This is a genomic window from Burkholderia sp. KL41 (assembly GCF_057005415.2).
In genome coordinates this window covers 920,681-941,146 of the sequence record NZ_CM174446.1, presented here as the reverse complement: position 1 = coordinate 941,146, position 20,466 = coordinate 920,681, and the positions used below count along the sequence as shown (strand labels likewise).

At 68.6% G+C, this 20,466-nt stretch carries 16 protein-coding genes; 5 read left to right on the top strand and 11 right to left on the bottom strand.

Going from position 1 to position 20,466, the window contains the following annotated elements; genetic code table 11:
• Positions 1 to 63: 63 nt before the first annotated feature.
• From PQB87_RS04450 to PQB87_RS04440, 3 genes are all read right to left on the bottom strand, one after another.
• The gene (locus tag PQB87_RS04450) at positions 64 to 1,899 is read right to left on the bottom strand and encodes a S10 family peptidase (RefSeq protein WP_059685071.1); all 1,836 of its coding nucleotides are present in this window, start codon (positions 1,897 to 1,899) and stop codon (positions 64 to 66) included.
• 614 nt (positions 1,900 to 2,513) lie between these two features.
• Entirely contained in the window at positions 2,514 to 4,604 is a 2,091-nt protein-coding gene (locus tag PQB87_RS04445) for a D-(-)-3-hydroxybutyrate oligomer hydrolase (protein ID WP_489242624.1), read from the bottom strand.
• A gap of 136 nt (positions 4,605 to 4,740) precedes the next feature.
• A complete protein-coding gene (locus PQB87_RS04440; protein WP_059685075.1) occupies positions 4,741 to 5,106 on the bottom strand; it encodes a BON domain-containing protein in 366 nt (121 codons plus the stop codon).
• 423 nt (positions 5,107 to 5,529) lie between these two features.
• Here PQB87_RS04440 and PQB87_RS04435 point away from each other — a divergent pair, with 423 nt between their 5' ends.
• From PQB87_RS04435 to PQB87_RS04425, 3 genes are all read left to right on the top strand, one after another.
• Positions 5,530 to 6,972, top strand: a complete 1,443-nt coding sequence (locus PQB87_RS04435) for a TAXI family TRAP transporter solute-binding subunit (RefSeq protein WP_489242623.1) — start codon at positions 5,530 to 5,532, stop codon at positions 6,970 to 6,972.
• Between the two features lie 94 nt (positions 6,973 to 7,066).
• Positions 7,067 to 7,705, top strand: coding sequence for a DsbA family protein (locus PQB87_RS04430; RefSeq protein WP_027788237.1), 639 nt, complete (start codon positions 7,067 to 7,069; stop codon positions 7,703 to 7,705).
• 68 nt (positions 7,706 to 7,773) lie between these two features.
• Entirely contained in the window at positions 7,774 to 8,721 is a 948-nt protein-coding gene (locus tag PQB87_RS04425; protein ID WP_060066139.1) for a LysR family transcriptional regulator, read from the top strand.
• Positions 8,722 to 8,770: 49 nt separating this feature from the next.
• Here PQB87_RS04425 and PQB87_RS04420 read toward each other — a convergent pair whose 3' ends face one another.
• The 4 genes from PQB87_RS04420 to xdhA form a co-directional block, all read right to left on the bottom strand.
• Positions 8,771 to 9,172, bottom strand: coding sequence for a nuclear transport factor 2 family protein (locus PQB87_RS04420; protein ID WP_060066265.1), 402 nt, complete (start codon positions 9,170 to 9,172; stop codon positions 8,771 to 8,773).
• An 88-nt stretch (positions 9,173 to 9,260) separates the two neighbouring features.
• On the bottom strand, positions 9,261 to 9,878 hold the full coding sequence (xdhC, locus tag PQB87_RS04415) for a xanthine dehydrogenase accessory protein XdhC (RefSeq protein WP_048023658.1): 618 nt from the start codon (positions 9,876 to 9,878) through the stop codon (positions 9,261 to 9,263).
• 84 nt (positions 9,879 to 9,962) lie between these two features.
• Positions 9,963 to 12,326 (bottom strand): xanthine dehydrogenase molybdopterin binding subunit, encoded by a 2,364-nt coding sequence (gene xdhB, locus PQB87_RS04410; protein ID WP_489242622.1) that lies wholly within the window; start codon positions 12,324 to 12,326, stop codon positions 9,963 to 9,965.
• Between the two features lie 18 nt (positions 12,327 to 12,344).
• Entirely contained in the window at positions 12,345 to 13,889 is a 1,545-nt protein-coding gene (gene xdhA / locus PQB87_RS04405) for a xanthine dehydrogenase small subunit (protein ID WP_489242621.1), read from the bottom strand.
• A 348-nt stretch (positions 13,890 to 14,237) separates the two neighbouring features.
• Here xdhA and PQB87_RS04400 point away from each other — a divergent pair, with 348 nt between their 5' ends.
• Positions 14,238 to 15,452, top strand: a complete 1,215-nt coding sequence (locus tag PQB87_RS04400) for an MFS transporter (RefSeq protein ID WP_027788242.1) — start codon at positions 14,238 to 14,240, stop codon at positions 15,450 to 15,452.
• A 95-nt stretch (positions 15,453 to 15,547) separates the two neighbouring features.
• Here the strand turns inward: PQB87_RS04400 and PQB87_RS04395 are convergent, their stop codons facing one another.
• The 3 genes from PQB87_RS04395 to PQB87_RS04385 form a co-directional block, all read right to left on the bottom strand.
• Entirely contained in the window at positions 15,548 to 16,270 is a 723-nt protein-coding gene (locus PQB87_RS04395) for an RES family NAD+ phosphorylase (RefSeq protein WP_489242620.1), read from the bottom strand.
• Positions 16,153 to 16,824 (bottom strand): hypothetical protein, encoded by a 672-nt coding sequence (locus PQB87_RS04390; RefSeq protein WP_059685089.1) that lies wholly within the window; start codon positions 16,822 to 16,824, stop codon positions 16,153 to 16,155. Before PQB87_RS04390 ends, PQB87_RS04395 begins: the two co-directional genes overlap by 118 nt.
• A gap of 113 nt (positions 16,825 to 16,937) precedes the next feature.
• Positions 16,938 to 17,828, bottom strand: a complete 891-nt coding sequence (locus tag PQB87_RS04385; protein ID WP_059685091.1) for a DMT family transporter — start codon at positions 17,826 to 17,828, stop codon at positions 16,938 to 16,940.
• A gap of 137 nt (positions 17,829 to 17,965) precedes the next feature.
• Here PQB87_RS04385 and PQB87_RS04380 point away from each other — a divergent pair, with 137 nt between their 5' ends.
• A complete protein-coding gene (locus tag PQB87_RS04380) occupies positions 17,966 to 18,901 on the top strand; it encodes an AraC family transcriptional regulator (protein ID WP_153487906.1) in 936 nt (311 codons plus the stop codon).
• An 18-nt stretch (positions 18,902 to 18,919) separates the two neighbouring features.
• On the opposite strand, the gene PQB87_RS04375 is transcribed toward PQB87_RS04380, so the two are convergent.
• Positions 18,920 to 20,131, bottom strand: coding sequence for a pyridoxal-phosphate-dependent aminotransferase family protein (locus PQB87_RS04375; RefSeq protein ID WP_489242619.1), 1,212 nt, complete (start codon positions 20,129 to 20,131; stop codon positions 18,920 to 18,922).
• Between the last annotated feature and the right edge of the window lie 335 nt (positions 20,132 to 20,466).

Here is a 20,466-nt window from a genome sequence, read left to right as displayed (position 1 = left end):
CCCGACCGGCCTGCGCCGATCGGGCTGTCGTCCGTCCGGGGCGGCTCGAGCCGCCCGCCGCGCTTACTGCCCCTGCTGCTGCAGTTTCTGCTGCTTGAGCTGCTGCGTGCGCGCCTGCAGTTTCAGCACCCGCTGCAGGGCGGTGCGGTTCGCGAGGATCCCGTCGTAGAAGTTGGCGAGATCGCCCTTCAGCGCGGTCCGCGACGCGTCGTTCAGGTAGATCATGTGGCCCGACGGGTAGTTCTTGATCGTCAGGTTCTGCGCCTTGAGCGTCGGGTCGAGCGGCATCTGCGCGAGCGTCAGCTCCGTCTGGTGGAACGGCGTGACGGCGTCGAAATAGCCGTTCGCCGACAGCACCTTCAGGTCCGGGTTCACGCTCATCGTCGACGCCAGGTCGCCGGCCGTGTACAGCGTGTTGCCGCCGCCCTTGTTCGCGCCGGTCGGGTCGGTGTGGCTGAAGTCCCAGTTGTTGAAGACCTGGTCGTTCAGGTCCACGAACGACGACGTCGACGTGTACTTGAGGTCGGTGTTGATGTAGCTGTTCCACAGCACCGTATACGCGCCGCCGACGTTCGTGATCGACGGATCGTTGCTGCCCGAGTTCGGCAGGATGTACGGCGCGATGCCCTTGCCCGTGAAGTTCGCGCGACCGTCGTACTGGCCGATCTGCGTGCCCGGCACGAGCGTCAGGAAGAACGTGTACGGCGGGTTGTCGTCCGACGACGGCACGTTGCCGAGCGCGGCCGGGTTACCGAACGTCTGGATCAGCGACGTCGGGTCCGTGCCGATGTACGCGCCCATCTGCTGCGCGGTCTGCAGGTTCAGGTTCAGCCGCACGTTCACGAAGCCGCCATCCTGCGGGTTCGGCTTCTGCGCGAGCGGCGCGAGCGTGTTGTCCGCGTAATTGCGGGCCTGGACCATGTACGCGTCGAGATCGGTCGGCGTCGGGTTGAGCGTCGTCTTCTTCCAGTAGAACGCGTCGGCCGCGAGTGTCGGGAACGTGCCCGGCGCGGACAACGCATTCGCGTAGTCGAGGATCGACGACTGCAGCGTGATCCCGTTCAGGTCGATGCCGTCCTCGTGCAGCACCCACGACACGACCGCGCTGCGCGCGGTGCCGTACGACTCGCCGTACAGGAATTTCGGCGAATTCCAGCGCGAGTACTTGGTCAGGTAGCGCTGGATGAAGCGGTCGATCGAGCGGGCGTCCTGGTCGGTGCCCCAGAAGTCCTTGTTCTTCGCCGGGGCGATCGCCGTCGAGTAACCGGTGCCGACCGGGTTGATGAACACGAGGTCGGTACGGTCGAGCAGGCTGTCCGGGTTGTCGAGCAGCTTGTACGGCGCGGGCGGCGTGAAGTTCGGGAACGACGACTGCAGGCGCTTCGGCCCGTACGAGCCGAGCAGCAGGTAGACCGACGACGAGCCGGGGCCGCCGTTGTAGAAGAACGTGACCGGGCGCGGCTTCGACGGGTCCGGATTGTCCTGCGTGTACGCGACGTAGAACATCTTCGCGTTCGGCGCCGACGTGACCGGGTCGATCGTCGTCAGGTGGCCCGTGGTGGCCGTGTACTTGATGGTCTTGCCGCCGATCGTGACCGACCGGTGGACGACGGCCGCCCCTTCCGTGGAATCCGTGACCGCGTCGTTCGGCCCGGTGCCGTACACGTCGTTGTCGACGTACGGCTGGTCGGCCGCCGCGGCCGTTGCGCTGGTGTTGGCCGACGTGCTGGCGCCGGCCGACGTCGCAGCCGCGGCGGCGGCCGAAGCAGCCGGGCTCGGCCCGTCGTCGCCGCCGCACCCCGTGACGAGCAGCGCCGCGGCCGCGGCTGCGGCGAGCGGCACGCTCAGTGTCGTTCCGAATAGCGCGAAACCGTCTTTCAAGGACTTCCGTGTCGTCATTATTGCCTCTCGAACAGAACGATAAATACCGCCGGTCGCAAAGGATCATTTGCGCCGGCGCTCCGCACCAGGAATGCATTCGTTATGCGACGCACTCCGAGTTTTTTACCGGATCGGCGAATACCGATCGGCACGATTTACCCCACCCATGTTTTTTTGCAACCGCACAATGGAATCAATTCCATTGCAAACGGCAATTCAATAATCCGCAGCAATACGAATTCATTGCGCGAATTCGCATGCACACAAAACCGACGGCAAAAACACACCCCGCAAGGCCCGCCCGACAAGGGCACCTCGCTTGGAACAGACGAACAATCCCCCTCGGCGAGATACCGATTAATCGCAGAACAGCGATCTACCGCGACTCGAGCCGATTTAACAAAATCGAAAGGATCGATTAACTAAACGGAAAGGAATATCTTCGTATCTGTAATTTATTAAATTAAGTGAAAATACCGGCGCATATTAGGGTTCTGATTTACCGCCGTAAAGTAAGAATTTGTTACAGCGCTCGCCATTCGGACAAAAGCCAATCCGGGACCGATTCCATTCGCTCAAAGGAAAAAGCCGGACGGCTGTCCGGCTTCGTGCGGGCGGCGCGGTGGGCGCCGTCAGAGCGGCACGTCGATCGTGCCGGCACCGGTCGTGATCGCGTTCGCCCCCGGCGCGGCCGAGATCGGCGGCAGGTTCGCGCTCGTCAGCGCGGGCGCGGCGCCCGGCGTGCCGCCGCGCGGCACCGTACGGATCACCTGCGACGGCGGCAGCGGTGCACCGTTCTTCAGGTGCCGCCACATCAGGTTCAGCGCCTGCACGTTGTAGTAGTGAACCGGCACGAAGCGTGTATCGAAGCCCGGCACCGGCAGGAATGCGTCGAAGTGCTGGCCGTTCGTCACCTCGTAGAACACGAGCCGGCTGCGCCCGCCTTCGCTGATGCCGTTCTGCGCGACGTACGCGCGCGATGCGTGGTTCACGGGCACCAGCGCATCGCTGCGGCCCTGCACGATGATCGCCGGCTTGCCCTGCAGGTTCGCGTTCACGCGCACCGCGTCGACGTTCGCGGGCATCCCGAGCATCCCGTTCGTCCAGAGCTGGCGCAGGCACAGCGCGCCCGCGAAGCTCGCATCGGGTGTCGCGAGCCGGTGGTCGATACCCGCGCCCGTGTTGAACACGAGGTTGATGCCGGCCGTCGGCGGCACGCCGTTGCCGACGCCGAATACGGCCGGCATCGGCGACGTGGCCGGCGCGGCGACGGCGCCCGTTGCCGGGTTCGTCGTCGCGAAGCTGAAATTGCACAGGTTGTCGGTGACGCGCGAGCGCGTGTACGCGTTCGCATACGTGACGGCGATCGCCGGAATCGCCTGCGAATCCCACATCGGCGCTTGCAGCAGGTCGGAATCGGCAAGGTAGCCGGCCGCGTGGAGCTGCGCGAGCGCGTCGGCGGCCTGGCTTTGCGTATCGGCCCCCGACACGAGCCCGGCCGCGGCGAGCGTCGCGCAGCGCTGCGTGCGGATCGACTGCGTGGTCGCCGCCGGCAGCGCGCTCAGGTACGGCGCACCGGCGAGCGACGCCGACGCGGCCGCGCACGGCTGAAGCAGGTTCGCGAGGGTCGCGTAGTCGGCCAGCGGCCGGCCGAACGACGGCACCGGCTGGCCGCCCGAGCGCACGACCGCGTTCGGCGCCATCCGCACGTTGATTTGCGGCTCGCCGACCACGACCGCGGTGATCCAGCCGCGATTGTCCTGCTCGGCCGCCGCGAGCGACGCGCCGCCGCCGTTGCTGACCGACGCGGCGATCGTCGTGATGTCGCCCGCGCGATAGCGCACGCCGTGATGCGAGCTGTCGATCAGCGGGCCGAACTGCTCGTTGAGCGCCCAGTACGCGAACTCGACCGACTGCAGCGTCACACGCCCCCAGTCCTGCTCGGGATTCTGCTGCGAATGCGCGTGCTTGAACGCGTAGCGGTTCGGGAAGCGGGAATTGAAGGTGGCGAGATCGCCGCTCGTCACGTTCGCGGTGAACAGGCTCGCGGTGCCGGCCAGCACCGCGTTGGCGAGCGTGCCGTCGATCAGCGTGACGGTGTCCGACATGAGTTCGTGCGCGCCGTTGCCGCCGCCCTTGTCGTTGTAGGCAACCGCGCAGCCGCGCTTGAGCGCCCATTCGCCGGCCGCGGAAATCGCGCCGTACACGCCGCGCGAGCCCGACGACGTCGCGGTGACGATGCACGGCTGCGCGGGATTGAAGCTGGCGGGCACCTGCACGAGCAGCGTCACGTTCTTGCTGCCGCTGCCGTCGTCGGAATACGCGAGATATTCGGTGCCGGGGATCTTGCCTTCGCCGAGCGTGTCGTTGCCGTCGAGATCGACGTTCGGCCCCCAGAAGCGGCCGTAGCCGCCGTTCGCGCTCATGTCGACGAGCGCGCGGTAGTTCGACCAGATCGCCAGGCGGCGCAGCTCGGCGCCCGTCGGCCGGGCGGCGTTCGCGAAGCCGGGGGCGGTGGCCGAGCCGAGGCCCGTCTTGCCGAGGCCGGCCGTCAGCAGGTCGTCGCTCGCGCCGTCATAGGCTGTCGTGCGCACGCTGCCGGACACGAAACCGGGCAACCGGTTGCGCTCGGCCGATTCGTCGCCGTTGCAGGCGCCGAGTAGCGCGATCGCGGCCAACGCCGCGCCGAAAACCATCCGCCTGCCCCACCCGAGCCTCGTCATCGCCGCCCTCTCGATATCGTTATCGGTCCGCCGCCGCTTCATGCGGCTTGCGGCCTCTCAAGCGCAAACGGGCCCCGGCATGCCGGGGCCCGCCTGGAAACGGGCGCACGCGGCGCTCGCGCGCCGCCGCCCGGCATCACTGCTGCTGAACCGTCAGCCTGTTCGTGACCGACGTCACGCCCGCCACGCCCTTGGCTGCAGCTTCGGCCTTGTCGATCTGGTCCTGGGCCGGCATCGTGCCTTCCAGCGTGATCGCGCCGCCCTTCGAACGCACGACGAGGTTCGACACGTTGACGCCCGATTCCTTCGAAATCGCCTTGCGCACCGTATAGCCGAGCTTGCGGTTCGCCTTCTTCGCGGTTTTCGCGGCGGCCTTCGGCGCGCTGGTCGCTGCCGCGGGCGCTTCCGTTGCCGCCGCATCGCTCGACTGCGCATACACGCTGCCCGACAGACAGGCCGCCACGGCGGCGACACCCAACGCTCTCAACACGATCGACTTCATGCTATCTCCTTATCACTCCGGAACGGCCGTGCACAGTACGGCCGGATACCCCCAAAAACAGCCGGCCCGCGCGCGAACGGGCGGGACAGCCGGTGTTTTCCACGGCGATACGAGAGAGGCAAGACGGGCTGGCGGACGGCGCACGCGAGTGCGGGCCGGCCGGGCCGGACAGCCGCCGGCCGGACGCGCCCGGTCTCATTGCGTGCCGGGTCGCGCGCGAATCGGGCGCGGCTGCGTCGCACAATGTAATCCAGCGCCCGCGGAAGCGCAAAGCTTTTGACGCGGCGGCCCCCGCCGCTGTCGTCGCGCCGCCGCGCCGCACTCGCGCACGCACCGCGAAACCGGGTACCATCGCCGCGAGAATCCGCATCGTCCGCGCCGACCGTCACCGATACGTCACGCCAGCGTCATCCGCCGCCCCCCATGAAGCCAGCCCGCCCCCGCCCGCCTCGCCGCATCCTCGCCCGCTTCGTCGCGGTGTCGTGGCGCGACCTCGCGCTGTCGATCGGCCCCACCGTGCTACTCGCCGCCACAGCCGTCTGGCTCGCGGTCAAGCTGATCCAGCCGGCCCCGCCGTCCACGCTCGTGATCTCGTCCGGGCCGCCCGGCAGCACGTACTGGAACGCCGCGCAGAAATACAAGACGATCCTCGCGAAGAACGGCGTCACGCTCGACGTCCAGTCGTCCGAAGGGTCCGCCCAGAACCTCGCGCGGCTGTCGAACCCGGACGCGCCGGTCGACGTCGGCTTCGTGCAGAGCGGCATCGGCCCGAAGGAGCGCGACGAGCACCTCGTGTCGCTGGGCAGCATCGGCTACGTGCCGCTCGCGATCATGTACCGCGGCCCGGTCGTCGCGCGCCTGTCCGACTTCAAGGGCAAGCGGCTCGCGCTCGGCGCAGAAGGCAGCGGCGCGCGCGAACTGAGCCTCGCACTGCTGAAGATGAACGGCATCGTGCCGGGCGGGTCGACCGAGCTGCTGCCGACCGCCGGCGAGGATGCGGCCACCGCGCTGCTCGACGGCAAGATCGACGCGGCATTCCTGTCCGGCGACTCGACGCAGATCCCGGTGATGGCGAAACTGTTCCGCGCACCGGGCGTGCACGTGTATTCGTTCACGCAGGCCGAGGCGTACGCGCGGCGCTTCCCGTACCTGACCGCGATCACGCTGCCGATGGGCGTCTACGATCTCGGCCGCAACCTGCCGCCCGCCGACATCCACACGGTCGCGCCGACCATCGAGCTGGTCGCACGCGACTCGCTGCACCCCGCGCTGTCCGACCTGCTGATCGAGGCCGCGCGCGAGGTGCACGGCCACGCGACGATCCTGCAGCACGCGGGCGAATTCCCGTCGTCCGTCACGCGCGGCTTCCCGCTGTCCGACGATGCCGCGCGCTACTACAAATCCGGCAAGAGCTTCCTGTACCGGCGGCTGCCGTTCTGGGTCGCGAGCCTCGTCGACCGGCTGCTCGTCGTGGTCGTGCCGCTGATCGTCGTGCTGATCCCCGGGCTGCGGCTCGTGCCGTCGCTGTACGGCTGGCGCGTGCGCTCGCGCATCTACCGCTGGTACGGCGCGCTGATCGCGCTCGAGCGCCGCGCGCTCGGCGAGCACACGGCCGACGAGCGCGTGCAGTTGCTCGACGAACTCGACGACATCGAGGAAGCTGTGAACCGGATGAAGATGCCGCTCGCCTATGCGGGCCAGTTCTACGTGCTGCGCGAGCACATCGGCTTCGTGCGCGAACGGCTCACCGCGCACGACCACGACACGCCGGCCGGCCCGCCGGGCACCGGCGGCCCGCCGCAGGCACGTGCCGACGCCGCGCCGCCGGCCGGCACGCCCCCTCGGGCGACTCCCGGTTCCGCTTGACCGGACGATCCGCGATCATTGCCGCATGCGTGCGCCGCCGCGTAACATGGAGGCCGCCGCCAGACGCCGCACGCCCCATCCACTGGAGATCGACATGACAACCGGCCTCGATATCGCCCAGCCCGCCTGGTTCTTCGACTTCGTGTCGCCGTTCTCCTACCTGCTCCTCGAACAGCACGACAAGTGGCCGGACGTGCCGTTCGAACCCGTCGCCGTGTCACTGCCCGACCTGCAGCGACACTGGGGGCAGCGCCCCAGCGCCGACGTGCCGGCCAAGCGCGTGTTCACGTACCGTCACGCGCTGTTCCGCGCCGAGCAGCTCGGCATCCGCTTCAAGATGCCGCCCGCTCACCCGTTCGAGTCCGACAAGGTGCTGCGCCTCGCGATCGCGCTGCGCGCCGACATCGCGACCGTGCTGGAGATGTTCCGCTTCATCTGGCGCGACGGCAACGATCCGTCGACGCCGGAAGGATTCGCGGCATTGTGCGAACGGGTCGGCGTCGGCCACGGCGACGAGCTGATCGAATTCGAGGAGACCGCCGCGCAACTGGCGCGCAACAACGCCGACGCGATCGCGCTCGGGGTGTTCGGCGTGCCGACGTTCTGGATGAACCAGCAGCTGTTCTGGGGCGAGGACGCGCTGCCGATGGTGCTGTACTGCGCGCGCACGCCGAACTGGCTCGAATCGCGCGAGGTCAAGCGGATCAGCGCGCTGCCGAAGGGCCGCGCGTGATGGCCGGTATCACGCACGGCAACGCGCGATTACGGTAACGTTACGCGTCACCCGAATCACCCCCACCGATGGAAGACGACGACCGTACCGCCTCGCTCGATATCTGGCTCGTGCGTGTGCTGCGCACGCTGCTGCTCGAGCGCAGCGTCACGCAGGCCGCGCTGCGGCTGAACCAGACCCAGCCCGCGATCAGCACCGCGCTGCGCAAGCTGCGCGAGACGCTGAACGACCCGATCCTCGTGCGCGGCAAATCCGGCATGGTGCCGACCGAATACGGCGCGTCGCTGCTCGAGGCCGCGCAGCGCGCGCTGCGCGAGGTCGATTTCATCGCGACGCCGCACGGCGACTTCGATCCGTCGTCCGCACGGCGCACGTTCCGCGTCGCCGCGCCCGATTACCTGAACGATTTCTTCATGCCGACGCTGATCGAGCGCTTTCGCGACGCGGCGCCGCATGCGCACCTGGAAATCGATTCGCTGAATCCCGCGCTCGATCACGCGGGCGCGCTCGAATCCGGCGCGCTCGATCTCGTGATCGGCAACTGGCCGAAGCCCGACCCGCAGTTCGCACGCCAGGACCTGTTCTCCGACACGATCGTGTGCCTGATGCGCGAGGCGCACCCGCTCGCGCACGGGCCGCTCACGCGCGAAGCGTACGCGTCGGCCGCGCACGTCGCGCCGACGCCGTACACCGGCGACAAGCGCAACGCGATCGAGATCGGCCTTGCCCGCGCGCACCTCACGCGGCGCATCGTGACGACGCTTCCGTACTTCGGGATCGTGCCGCAGGTGCTGCTGCAATCGGACCTGATCTTCACGACGACGCGCCGCTTCGCGACGCATTACGCGCAGTTGCTGCCGCTCGTCGTCGTCACGCCGCCGGTGCCGTTTCCGCGCATCAAGAGCTACCTGCTCACGCATCCGCAACCCGACCGGCCGACCGACATCGCGTGGCTGTGCGCGCTGATGCAGAGCGTGTCCGACGAGCTGACGGTCGCCCGCGGCCGCAAGCGCTGAGCCGCGAACGTCGAGCCGAGCTGAGCCTCGGCTCGGCCGCTCAGGCCGCTCAGGCCGTGCAGAAGGTTTCCTGCAGATGGGTCCAGCGCACGACGCCCGCCGCGTCACGTTCGAACACGGCGGTCGCACGGCGCGCGGGCAGCTCGCCCGAGGCCGCGTGCTGCGCTTCGAGATAGGTGAGCGTCGCATGCGACGCGTCGGCCGTGAGCACGCGGGTGTCCGACAGCGTGATGCGCAGCCCCGGCTTCGCGCCGGCGAGCTTCGCGAACAGCGCACGCGTGCCGTCGTGGTCGACCTCGCGGCCGTCGGTCAGGATCATCGTGAAATCGGCGGAAAACGAAGCGAGCAGCGCGTCGAGCGCCCCGGGCGCGGTATCGACGCCGGACAGCCAGCGCTCGATGGCGACGAGGCTCGCATCGAGCGTGTCGAGATAAACCTGGTGATCGGACATGGTGCGTGCACGGTAAGGCGCGGCCCGGTGCCGCGCGTCGTCGTGCAGTGTATGCAAAAACGCGCGGCCATGCGCCGGCCGCGCGGGGCTACCGCGCGCAGGACACGTCGTCGCGCGCACGCCCCGCCGCCGCGGCCTTCGCATCGGCCACCGGCATGCCCGAGCGCGCCTGCAGCAGCTCCGCGCACACGGCCACCGCGATCGCGCCCGGCGCCTTGTCGACGATACCCGCGACGCCGATCGGGCACACCATCTCGACGAGCCGCGCCGGATCGACGCCGCGCGCGGCAAGCCGGCGTTCGAACTTCACGCGCTTGGTGCGCGAGCCGATCATCCCGAAGTACGCATAGTCGCGCCGCCGCATGATCTGCGCGGCGAGCGAGAAGTCGAGCGCGTGGTTGTGCGTCATCACGAGGAAATATGCGCCGGGCGGCGCCGCGTCGACGACGGCCTCCGGCGTGTCGGTCGGCTCCGGCTGCACGTTCGGCGGACATTCGTCCGGGAACAGCTCGTCGCGCGTGTCGACCCACTGCACGACGCACGGCAGCGCGCCGAGCAGCGTGACGAGCGCGTGACCGACGTGCCCGGCGCCGAACAGCACGATGTGCATCGGCGCCCGCGTGCCGCTCGCGCGGTTGCGCTGGCCGGTGCCCTGCGCGAACGCTTCCGGCGGCGCGGTGCGAAGCGAGCGTGCGGGGCCGTTCATGTCAGCCTCCGCCGGGCCGCCCCAAGGAGGCTGACCGCCTCCATCGGAAGCAGCGAACGAAGCGAGCGTGGGAGCCGTTTCATCTCAGCCTGCCTGACCGGCGCGCGCCGCACGCACCGCGCTGACCGCGCGCAGGATCGACTCGCCGGTGGCCGGCGCGTCGAGCGGCGGGTTCACCTGGTAGTCGCCGACCGCGGCCACCGCGTCGCGCACCGCGAAGAACACCGAGAACGGCAGCAGCAGCGGCGGCTCGCCGACGGCCTTCGAACGGTGGATGCTGTCCTCGACGTTGCGGTTCTTGAACAGCCGCACGTTGAACTCGGGCGGCGTGTCGTTCACCGTCGGGATCTTGTACGTCGACGGCGCATGCGTCATCAGCTTGCCGCCCTTGTTCCACCACAGCTCCTCGGTCGTCAGCCAGCCCATCCCCTGGATGAACGCGCCTTCGACCTGGCCGATGTCGAGCGCCGGGTTCAGCGATGCGCCCACGTCGTGCAGCGCATCGACGCGCAGCGTGCGCATCTCGCCCGTCAGCGTGTCGATCACGACTTCCGACACGGCCGCGCCGTACGAGTAGTAGTAGAACGGCCGGCCCTGCAGCTTCGACTGATCCCAGTACAGCTTCGGCGTCGCGTAGAAACCGTCGGACCACAGCTGCACGCGCGCGAGGTACGCCTTCGCGACCACGTCGCCGAACGGCACGCCGTTGCCGCCGACCCACACGAAGTCGTTGCCGAACTTCACGTCGGCCGCATCGACCTTGCCGTCGCCGAACTGCTTCGCCGCGAACACCGCGAGCCGTTCGCGCAACTGGCGCGCCGCATCCTGCGCGGCCTTGCCGTTCAGGTCCGAGCCCGTGGAAGCGGCCGTCGCGGACGTGTTCGCGACCTTGCTGGTGTCGGTCGCCGTCACGCGGATCCGGCCGAAGCGGATGCCGAGCTCGTGCGCGACGACCTGCGCGACCTTCGTGTTGAGCCCCTGCCCCATCTCCGTGCCGCCGTGGTTCACGAGCACCGAGCCGTCGGTATAGATGTGCACCAGCGCGCCGGCCTGGTTGAAGTGCGTGACGTTGAACGCGATGCCGAACTTCACCGGCGTGAGCGCGATGCCCTTCTTCAGCACCGTGTTGCGTGCATTGAATTCGCGCACGCCCGCACGCCGCGCGCGGTAGTCGCTCGTCGCCTCGAGTTCGCCGAGCAGCTCCTGCAGCACGTTGTCCTCGACCGTCTGCCCGTAAGGCGTCACGTTGCGTTCGGTCTTGCCGTACAGGTTCGCGTAGCGCACGTCGAGCGGATCGCGATCGAGCGAACGCGCGATGTCGTCGAGGATGTACTCGATCGCGAACGCGCCCTGCGGGCCGCCGAAGCCGCGGAACGCGGTGTTCGACTGCGTGTTGGTCTTGCCGCAGTAGCCGGCGATGTTCACGTCGCCGAGCCAGTACGCGTTGTCGAAATGGCATACCGCGCGCGTCATCACCGGGCCCGACAGGTCGGCCGAGAAGCCGCAGCGCGACGTCATGTCGAGCGCGACGCCGTCGATGCGGCCGTCGTCGTCGTAACCGACGTCGAAGCGGTAATGGAAGTCGTGGCGCTTGCCGGTGATCATCATGTCGTCGTCGCGATCCGGACGCAGCTTCACCGGGCACAGCAGCTTCCACGCGGCGAGCGCCGCGCAGCACGCGAACAGGCCCGACTGCGATTCCTTGCCGCCGAACCCGCCGCCCATCCGGCGACACTCGACGAGCACGTTGTGCGACGCGACGCCGAGCACGTGCGCGACGAGGTGCTGCATCTCGCTCGGGTGCTGCGTCGAGCAGTACACGTGCATCCCGTCGTCGTCCTTCGGCACCGCGTACGCGATCTGCCCTTCGAGGTAGAACTGCTCCTGGCCGCCGAGCAGCATTTCGCCCGACTCGCGGTGCGGCGCGACGGCGAGCCGTGCGGCCGCGTCGCCGCGCGCGAGCTTCAGCGGCGGGATCACGTAGGTTTCGGCCGCGCGCGCTTCCTGCGCGGTGAGAATCGCCGGCAACTCCTCGTAGTCGACCTGTGCGCGGCGCGCGGCGAGCCGCGCGGTTTCATGCGACGTCGCGACGACGATGAACATCGGCTGGCCGACGAACTGCACGATGCCCTTCGCGAGCACCGGGTCGTCGTGGATGATCGGGCCGCAATCGTTGACGCCCGGAATGTCGTCGGCCGTGAACACGGCGACCACGCCCGGCGTCGCGCGCACCGCGTCGAAGTTCATCGACACGATCTTCGCGTGCGGCTTCGCCGACAGGCCGAGCGCCGCGTGCAGCGTGCCCGCGACGATCGGGATGTCGTCGGTGTAGGTGGCACGTCCGCTGACGTGCAGGTGCGCGGATTCGTGCGCGCGCGAGACGTGGACCTGCGCGGCGTCGGCTTGCGGATCGAGGGTGTTCAGGAACGGTTCTGCTTGCTGGTTCATGTTCGGGGTTCTCCGTCTTCAGACGCGCGCCGCGTCGGTGCCGGTTTCGGCGGCCACTTCACGCACATTCAGGGCTTGCGGCGGCAGCGGGTCGTGCGGGCGCGTCTCCAGCCAGAATCGGTACATCAGGTTCTTCGCGGTATCGAGGCGGTACGTGCTCGTCGCGCGCATGTCGGACAGCGGCTGGTAGTCGCGCTCGAGCGCCTGCATCGCGGCCTGCGCGGTGGCTTCGTGCCATTGCGCGCCGTCGAGCACGCTCTCCGTGTGCGTCGCCCGCTTCGGCGTCGCGGCCATCCCGCCGAACGCGATGCGCGGCTCGCGGATCGTGTCGCTGTCCGCGATGAACGCGAACGCCGCGCACACGGCCGAGATATCGGAGTCGAACCGCTTCGACAGCTTGTACGTGCGGAACTGCAGCTTCGCGCGCGCGCCGGTGCGGGTCGGCACCTTCAGGCCGACGACGAATTCGTGCGGCGCCATGTCCTTCTGCTGGTAGCCCGTGTACAGCGCCTCGAGCGGCAGCTCGCGCACCGTGTCGCCGCCGCGCAGCACCACGCGCGCGCCGAGCGCGATCAGGCCCGGCATCGAATCGCCGATCGGCGAGCCGTTCGCGACGTTGCCGCCGATCGTGCCGGCGTTGCGGATCGGCAGCGACGCGAAGCGCTTCCACATCTCGGTCAGCTCCGGATACGTGCCGGCCAGCGCCGCATACCCGTTCTCGACCGTCACGCCCGCACCGATCTCGATCCAGTCGTCGCCGTGCACGACGCGCTGCAGTTCGGCGATCTGGCCGACGTAGATCAGGTCGTCGAGCCGGCGCATCTGCTTCGTGACCCACAAGCCGATGTCGGTGCTGCCCGCCAGAATGCGCGCGTCGGGCCGCTCGGCCTTCAGCGCGGCCAGCGCGTCGAGCGTGCGCGGCGCCGCGAAGCGCGCGCCGTCGAGCGTCGTGTAGTCGAACGTGTCGTCGCGCTTGAGCGACGCGAGCGTGCGGGCCAGCGCGGCCGTGTCGACCGGCGCCGACGGCGCCGGCCCATCGAACATCTGCACGGCCGCGTCGACGATCGGGCGATAGCCGGTGCAGCGGCACAGGTTGCCGGTGAGTGCATCGGCGATCTCGGTGCGCGTCGGTACGTCCTTCGCCTTCGCGCACGCGCTGCCGCAGCCTTCGTGGCCGTGCTTCTCGTACAGCGCCCACATCGACATCACGAAGCCCGGCGTGCAGAACCCGCATTGCGAACCGTGGCAGTCGACCATCGCCTGCTGCACCGGATGCAGCGCGCCGTCCGGCTGACGCAGGTCCTCGACCGTCAGCAGCGCCTTGCCGTCGAGCGTCGGCAGGAACTGGATGCATGCGTTGACGGCCTTGAACTCGACCGCGCCGGTGTCGGTCAGCTCGCCGACGACGACCGTGCATGCGCCGCAGTCGCCTTCCGCGCAGCCTTCCTTGGTGCCGGTGCAATGCGCGTCCTCGCGCAGGTATTGCAGCACGGTGCGGGTGACGTCCGCGCCGCTGACTTCGCGGATCGCGTGACGATGGTAGAAGCGAATCGGCTCACTCATGTCTCGAGGGTTCTTCAAATGGGGGGCAAGGCGGCCTGCGCAGTGCGCTCGACCGACGTTTTTCTGACAGTTTGCACGCTATCACCATCAAATTTCGCAACCCATAGCCCATCACGCATGGGGCCCATATAACTGCCGCGATATGAACGCCGGGGAGCGCCGGGGCCGCCCGCAGCCCTTTCCGCACGGTGCCCTGCCCCCGTTCCCGATGTCTTCGACACCGTCCGTCATCGTCAAAAACGGGGCGCGACTAACTAAATGGTACCTGCGTGAAAACCGGTTCCATGGGAAAATCCCGATTCCCTTTTTCGCCGTCTTCCGTTCGTTTCGTTCATTCGTTCCGACCCCATGTCAACCGATTCCGCCACACCGCCGCGCAGCGGGTTCGCGGTCACGCTGCAAATCGTGTCCGTCGTCTGCTTCACGTTCATCTGCTACCTGACCATCGGCCTGCCGCTCGCGGTGCTGCCGGGCTTCGTCCATGACGACCTCGGTTTTTCCGCGATCGTCGCGGGCGGCGCGATCAGCGTCCAGTATTTCGCGACGCTCGCATCGCGGCCGCTCGCGGGGCGCTTCGCCGATACGCTCGGGCCGAAGCAGACGGTGCTGCGCGGGCTGGTCGGCTGCGGGGTGTCGGGCGTGCTGCTGCTCGTCGCGCTGCTGCTCGCGCACTGGCCGGTCGCGAGCCTCGTGCTGCTGGTCGCGAGCCGGCTCGTGCTCGGCGTCGGCGAGAGCCTGTGCGGCACCGGCGCGATCCTGTGGGGCATCGGCCGGGTCGGCGTCACGCACAACGCGAAGGTCATCTCGTGGAACGGGATCGCCACCTACGGCGCACTCGCGCTCGGCGCGCCGGTCGGCGTCGCGATCGCGCATACGCTGAATCCGGCGCTGATCGGCGTGATCGTGATCGCGCTCGCCGCGACCGGCTTCTATCTCGCGCGCCTGATCGATTCCGTGCCGCTCGTGCACGGCGAACGGATGTCGTATGCGAGCGTGTTCACGCGCGTGCTGCCGCACGGCCTCGGCCTCGCGCTCGGCTCGGCCGGCTTCGGCTCGATCGCCACCTTCGTCACGCTGTACTACGCGGCGCGCCACTGGCCGAACGCCGCACTGTCGCTGACCGTGTTCGGCACGCTGTTCATCGGTGCCCGCCTGCTGTTCGCGAACACGATCAAGACCTACGGCGGCTTCCGCGTCGCGATCGTGTCGTTCGCGTTCGAATGCTCGGGCCTCGTGCTGCTGTGGCTCGCGCCGGTGCCGCACGTCGCGCTCGTCGGCGCCGCGCTGACGGGCTTCGGCTTCGCGCTGATCTTCCCGGCACTCGGCGTCGAGGCCGTCGCGCTCGTGCCGCCCGCGAGCCGCGGTGCGGCGCTGTCCGCGTACTCGGTGTTCCTCGACCTGTCGCTCGGCATCACGGGCCCGCTCGCCGGCTATGTCGCGGGCGCGTTCGGTTATCCGCAGGTGTTCCTGTTCGCGGCGGTGGCCGCCGCCGCGGGCGTCGCGCTGTCGATGGTGCTGTACCAGCGGCAGGCGCGGGTTGCGGGGAGCGGCGCGGCGGCATGAGCACCCGGGCCGCGGGATATCGCGCGAGCCCTCCTTCCGATGAAAGCCGCGCGGGGCCATTCGTCGGCGTCCGGCGAGACACGGCTTGACGTGACTTAACGCGGCAATATGTTGAAGTCCCGCAGCACGCGGGCAGCGTCGACGTGGTGCCGGAACGGCACGGCGCGCTCGAGCGTGAGCTTCGGTTCGGCACGATCGAAAAGCACGAGCGCTTCCGACGTGTTGAGATGGCGTGACATATACAGAAAACCGTCGACCCGGCGGCCATGCCCGTGCACGGCGAGCGACCATTGCTGCGGGATGTCGTACGGTACGACGGTCGACAGCGCGCCGTCGCCGCCAAGGTTTTTCAGCGGCAAGCCGTGCAGGACGGCCACCGTCAGCGGCGAGCCGGTAAACGACAGCACGAAGCGCTCAAGCTCCGTCGTCACGAGCGGAAAGCCGCCAACGGCGAGATCGGCGATTTCGTCGTGCAGCACCGTCTCGGCGAACGCACAGTGCAGGTCGAAACCGAAATAGCTGGTGCCATACCGGCGCCGCTTGCGCGGGTCGTCGAAACGGTTGCCGCCCGACTTGCCGAAGTACGGCTCGCGCGTCTCGTACCGGAAACGCGCACCAGCGCCGCCGGCGGAATCGTCCGCGTAACCAGCGTCGCATTCGCGAAGTGTTCGCTCGGCGGCCTCAACGTCAACCGCGCCTCCTAGCGTTCCGCGAACGCCGCCGCGGCACGCTCGACCTCGGCAAGCTTCCCCTGCGACAGCGCCTTCAGCGGCGTGACGTTGCCGAGGGACGCCTTGGGCGTCGTGAAGAATTGCCATTTGCTCCACCCCGGCAACCCGCCCAGGCATTGCGTCACCTTTCCGAGCGTCTTGCGATCGATATCGCCCGTCAGATAAAAGGCCGGGTAGTACTGCGCCGCCCCCACGTCGACCGCGAAGATGCGCCCCGACACGACCGCCTTGCTGAGCGCCTGCCGTGTCATGCCGAGCCCCGCCCAGATCTCCGCGGCCGGCAGCAGCGCGCCCTTCGCGACGAGCGCCCGCCGTTCGGCCAGCGCACGCTGCTCGAAATCGGCGGCCGCGGCATCCGCGCGGGCCACCGGCCTCGCAGGCGGTTTCCTGCGAACGGACGGTTGCCTGTCGCGGGTCGCGGCGGCAGCGATGCCGAACGTGATCGTGCCGGCCAGATCGATGACCTGGGCGATGCCGACCTTGAACAAGTGCCCCAGCTGTTCGTCCGACAGCCTGAGCAGCGCCCGGGCCCGATCGGGCCCGAGCATGGTCGCGGCGCCGACGGCGCTGCGCAGCGCCTCCTCGGTCTCGACATCGAGAACCGCAGCCACGCCTTCAAGCGCATGAGCCTGCCTGACCATCGCTACCTCCTCGCACGACCGGAAGCTCGAGAGTAGATCCGATTCGAAACCAAGTCAACCATGACAACCAAACTGACGACCGGGCAGGCGACATCGGGCAGCCCGCTCATCCGTCACGCCGTCCTCGGAAACAGCCTCCGCGTCAGGTCGAACGCGACCAGGTTGCCGGCCACCACCAGCAGCAGCCCGACCACCGAGAGCGGCGACCACTGGTAACCCTCGAACACCGTCGACACCGCCAGCGCGACGATCGGGAACAGCACCGTGCAGTACGCGGCACGCTCCGGCCCGATCCGGCCGACGAGGGTCAGATAGGCGGTGAAACCGATCACCGAGCCCGGCACGGCCAGGTAGACGAGCGCGCCGAGATAACGCGGGCTCGTGTCGAGCGTGAACGGCAAGCCGGCCGCTGCGCTGCCGACGGTCAGGATCGCCGCGCCGATCAGCATCGCCCAGCCGTTGGTCGCGAGCGGGTGCAGCCCCATCGACTGCATCCGGCTCGACAGCAGGTTGCCGGCCGAGAAGCACATCGTGCCCGCCAATGCGATCGCGAGCCCCGTCCAGGTCGCGTGGTCGTCGAGATGGCCGGCCATCTGCTGCCAGAACAGGCACGCGATGCCGGTCAGGCCGAGCAGCGCGCCGGCGATCGCCGACGGACGCAGCGGGCGGCCCATGAACAGCCGGCCGTTGATCGAATTCAACAGCGGCGCGGTCGAGAAGATCACCGCGACGAGGCCGCTCGGGACGACCTGTTCCGCGTAGTAGAAGCACAGGAAGTTCAGGCAGAACAGCGCGAAGCCCTGCGCCAGCAGGAAACGCCACGCTTCGCGCGGCGGGCGCACCGGCCGGCGCATCACGCGCAGCAGCGCGAACAGCACGGCGGCCGCGAGCCAGAAGCGCCATGCGATCGACACGGGCGGCGGCACGGAGCCGAGCTGCCACTTGATCGCGATCCAGGTGGTGCCCCAGATCAGCACGGTGACGAAATAAAGCGACAGGTTCATGGCGGCAACGATCCAAAAAAGCGGGTGAAACGGGACTCCGACTATGCCGCCGCCCGGCGCGCGCCGATTGTCCGGAATTGCGGTCTTTTTCGGGCTGCCGCCCGCGGCACCGCCCGCCCGCTTATACTCGGCCCATCATGAGCCTCACCCTTTCCGCGCCCCCCATCGACCACCCCGCCGCCCTGGCCGGCGGCGATCTGCCGTTCGGCCTGCAGTCGGTCTGCCGCACGCTCGCCGACGCGAACGCGACGCTCGAGCGCTTCGCGTGGCTCGGCGACCATCTCGCGATCGCCGAATGGACGCGGATCACCGACGAAAGCGAGACGATCTACGAGCAGCCGGGCCACCACACGCTGTCGTGCTACCTCGACGGCGGCTACCAGACGGAACGCCAGCGCGTGCCGCGCTACGGCGCGCCGAGCCTGCTGTGCGCGCTGCCGGGTGACCACGAATCACGCTGGTGGGTGCGCGGCGAGATGCACTTCGTCCATCTGTATTTCCTGCCCGAGCACTTCACGCAGCGCGCGATCCGCGAACTCGACCGCGAGCCGCGCGAGCTGAAGCTCGCCGACCGCACCTACTTCGAGGATGCGCGCGTCGCCGCCCTGCTGCGCTCGCTCGCGCTGGACGGCTGGGACGATGCCGACGAGCGGCTGCGCGTGAACGAGACCGCACACGAGGTGCTGAGCCTGCTGCTGCGCGGGCAGAGCACGACCCGCACCGACACGTCGTTCCGCGGCGGGCTCGCGCCGGCCGTGCGCCGCCGCGTGCGCGACTACATCGACACGTACCTGACGCAGCCGCTGACGCTCGGCGAACTCGCCGACGTCGCCGCGCTGTCCGAGTACCACTTCTCGCGGATGTTCCGGTTGTCGTTCGGCCGGGCGCCGCACGCGTGGGTGGCCGAGCAACGGCTGGCGCGGGCGCGCGAGCTGTTGCGCACGACGGCGCTGCCGCTCGCGCAGATCGCGGCCGACTGCGGCTATGCGAACGCCGGCCATTTCAGCCATCGCTTCCGCGACGCTCACGGTACGACGCCGATTACCTACCGGCGTGCGATGCAGGGCCGCTGAGCGCGGCCCCGTCGCGGCTTACGCGCCGCGCCGCGACAGTTCCTGTTCGAGCGCCGCGACGCCGGCCGGCAGGTCGACCGGCACCTTCAGGTCGACCATCGTGCGACCGAACGCATGCAGCGTACGGAACAGGTTGTGTTCACGGCACTGCTCGCCCATCTGTCCGATCCGCACGATCGGCAACCCGAACGAGCCCGAGATCTCGACCTGGTACTGCTTCGAGATGTGGCCGCAGACCATCCCCGGTGTCAGCCCTTCCGGCGTCTCGATCCCGACGACCGAGTTCAGCCGGCAATGCTTCGGCGCATAGAGCTTGAGCCCCATCGACTCGACACCTGCCTGCAGCGCAAGCGAGCAGCGCAGGTGGCGCGCGAAGCGGCTTTCGAGCGTCTCCGCGCAGACGAGCCGCAGCGCTTCGTGCAGCGCGAGCACGCCCGACACGGGCGCCGTGTAGTGATAACCCGCGTTGTGCCAGAAATTCTCCGCGAGCGCCATGTCGAGGCACCAGTGCGCGTTCGGTTCGGGGCGCTGCTTCATCCGGTTCCACGCGGCGTCGGAGAACGCGATCAGCGACACGCCGGGAATCGACGACAGCCCTTTCTGGCCGCCCGTGATCACCGCGTCGATGCCCCACGCGTCCATCTCGAGCGGCATCGTCGACAGCGTGCACACCGCGTCGACCACGACCAGCGCACCGGCCGCCTTCGCGAGCGCCGCGATGTCGCGCAGGTCACGATTCCACACGGTGTTCGACGTCTCGCCCTGCACGATCGTGACGATCTCGGGCCGCTCGCGCGCGATCGCGTCCGCGATCTCGTCGAGGCTCGCGATCGCGCGGTCGGCCACTTCGAGCGTCGCGACGTCGGCGCCGACGCGCGTGGCCATCTCGGCCATCCGCGCGCTGAAGAAGCCATTGCGGATCGACAGCACGCGGGTACCGCGCCACGCGAGGTTCGAGATCGCCATTTCCATCGCGGCCGAACCGGGGCCCGCGACGCCGAGCACCCACTTCGTGCGGGTCTGGAACACGTAGCGCGCCATCTCCTTCACCTGCTCGATGATCTTCGCCATCGTCGCGCCGAGGTGGTTGATCACGATCGTGTTCGCCTTCGCGACGGCGGCCGGGATCGGAACCGGGCCGGCCCCCATCATCAGCAGCGGTTCTTCGGGCAGGATCGCGTCGAGCGGCACGACGACGGGACAGGGAATCGGCGAGTAATCGATGGACATGGCGGGTAAAAGGTGAGGAAAGGAAGTGCACGGACGCTCGCCGCGCTGCATGGCGAACTGATCGATCATTCCGTGTTCCGCCGCCTTGCGCAAGAGGCACGCACGGCCGGACAGCGCAACGCTGGCCCGGTCGCCGGACCGGGCCAGCCAGCCGTGCGCGTGCCGCACGCCAGCCATTCGAAATGAGAAACGATTGCGGGCCAGGTTGTGAAACGGTTCCATTCGTACGCCAAGCGCACGATTTTCTCCGTCAATAACACTGCGATTCGTCGAAACCGCCGCTTCAACGCGACTTCTGCATCAAAAAAATAGGCCGAATCCGCCCTAAAAATCGC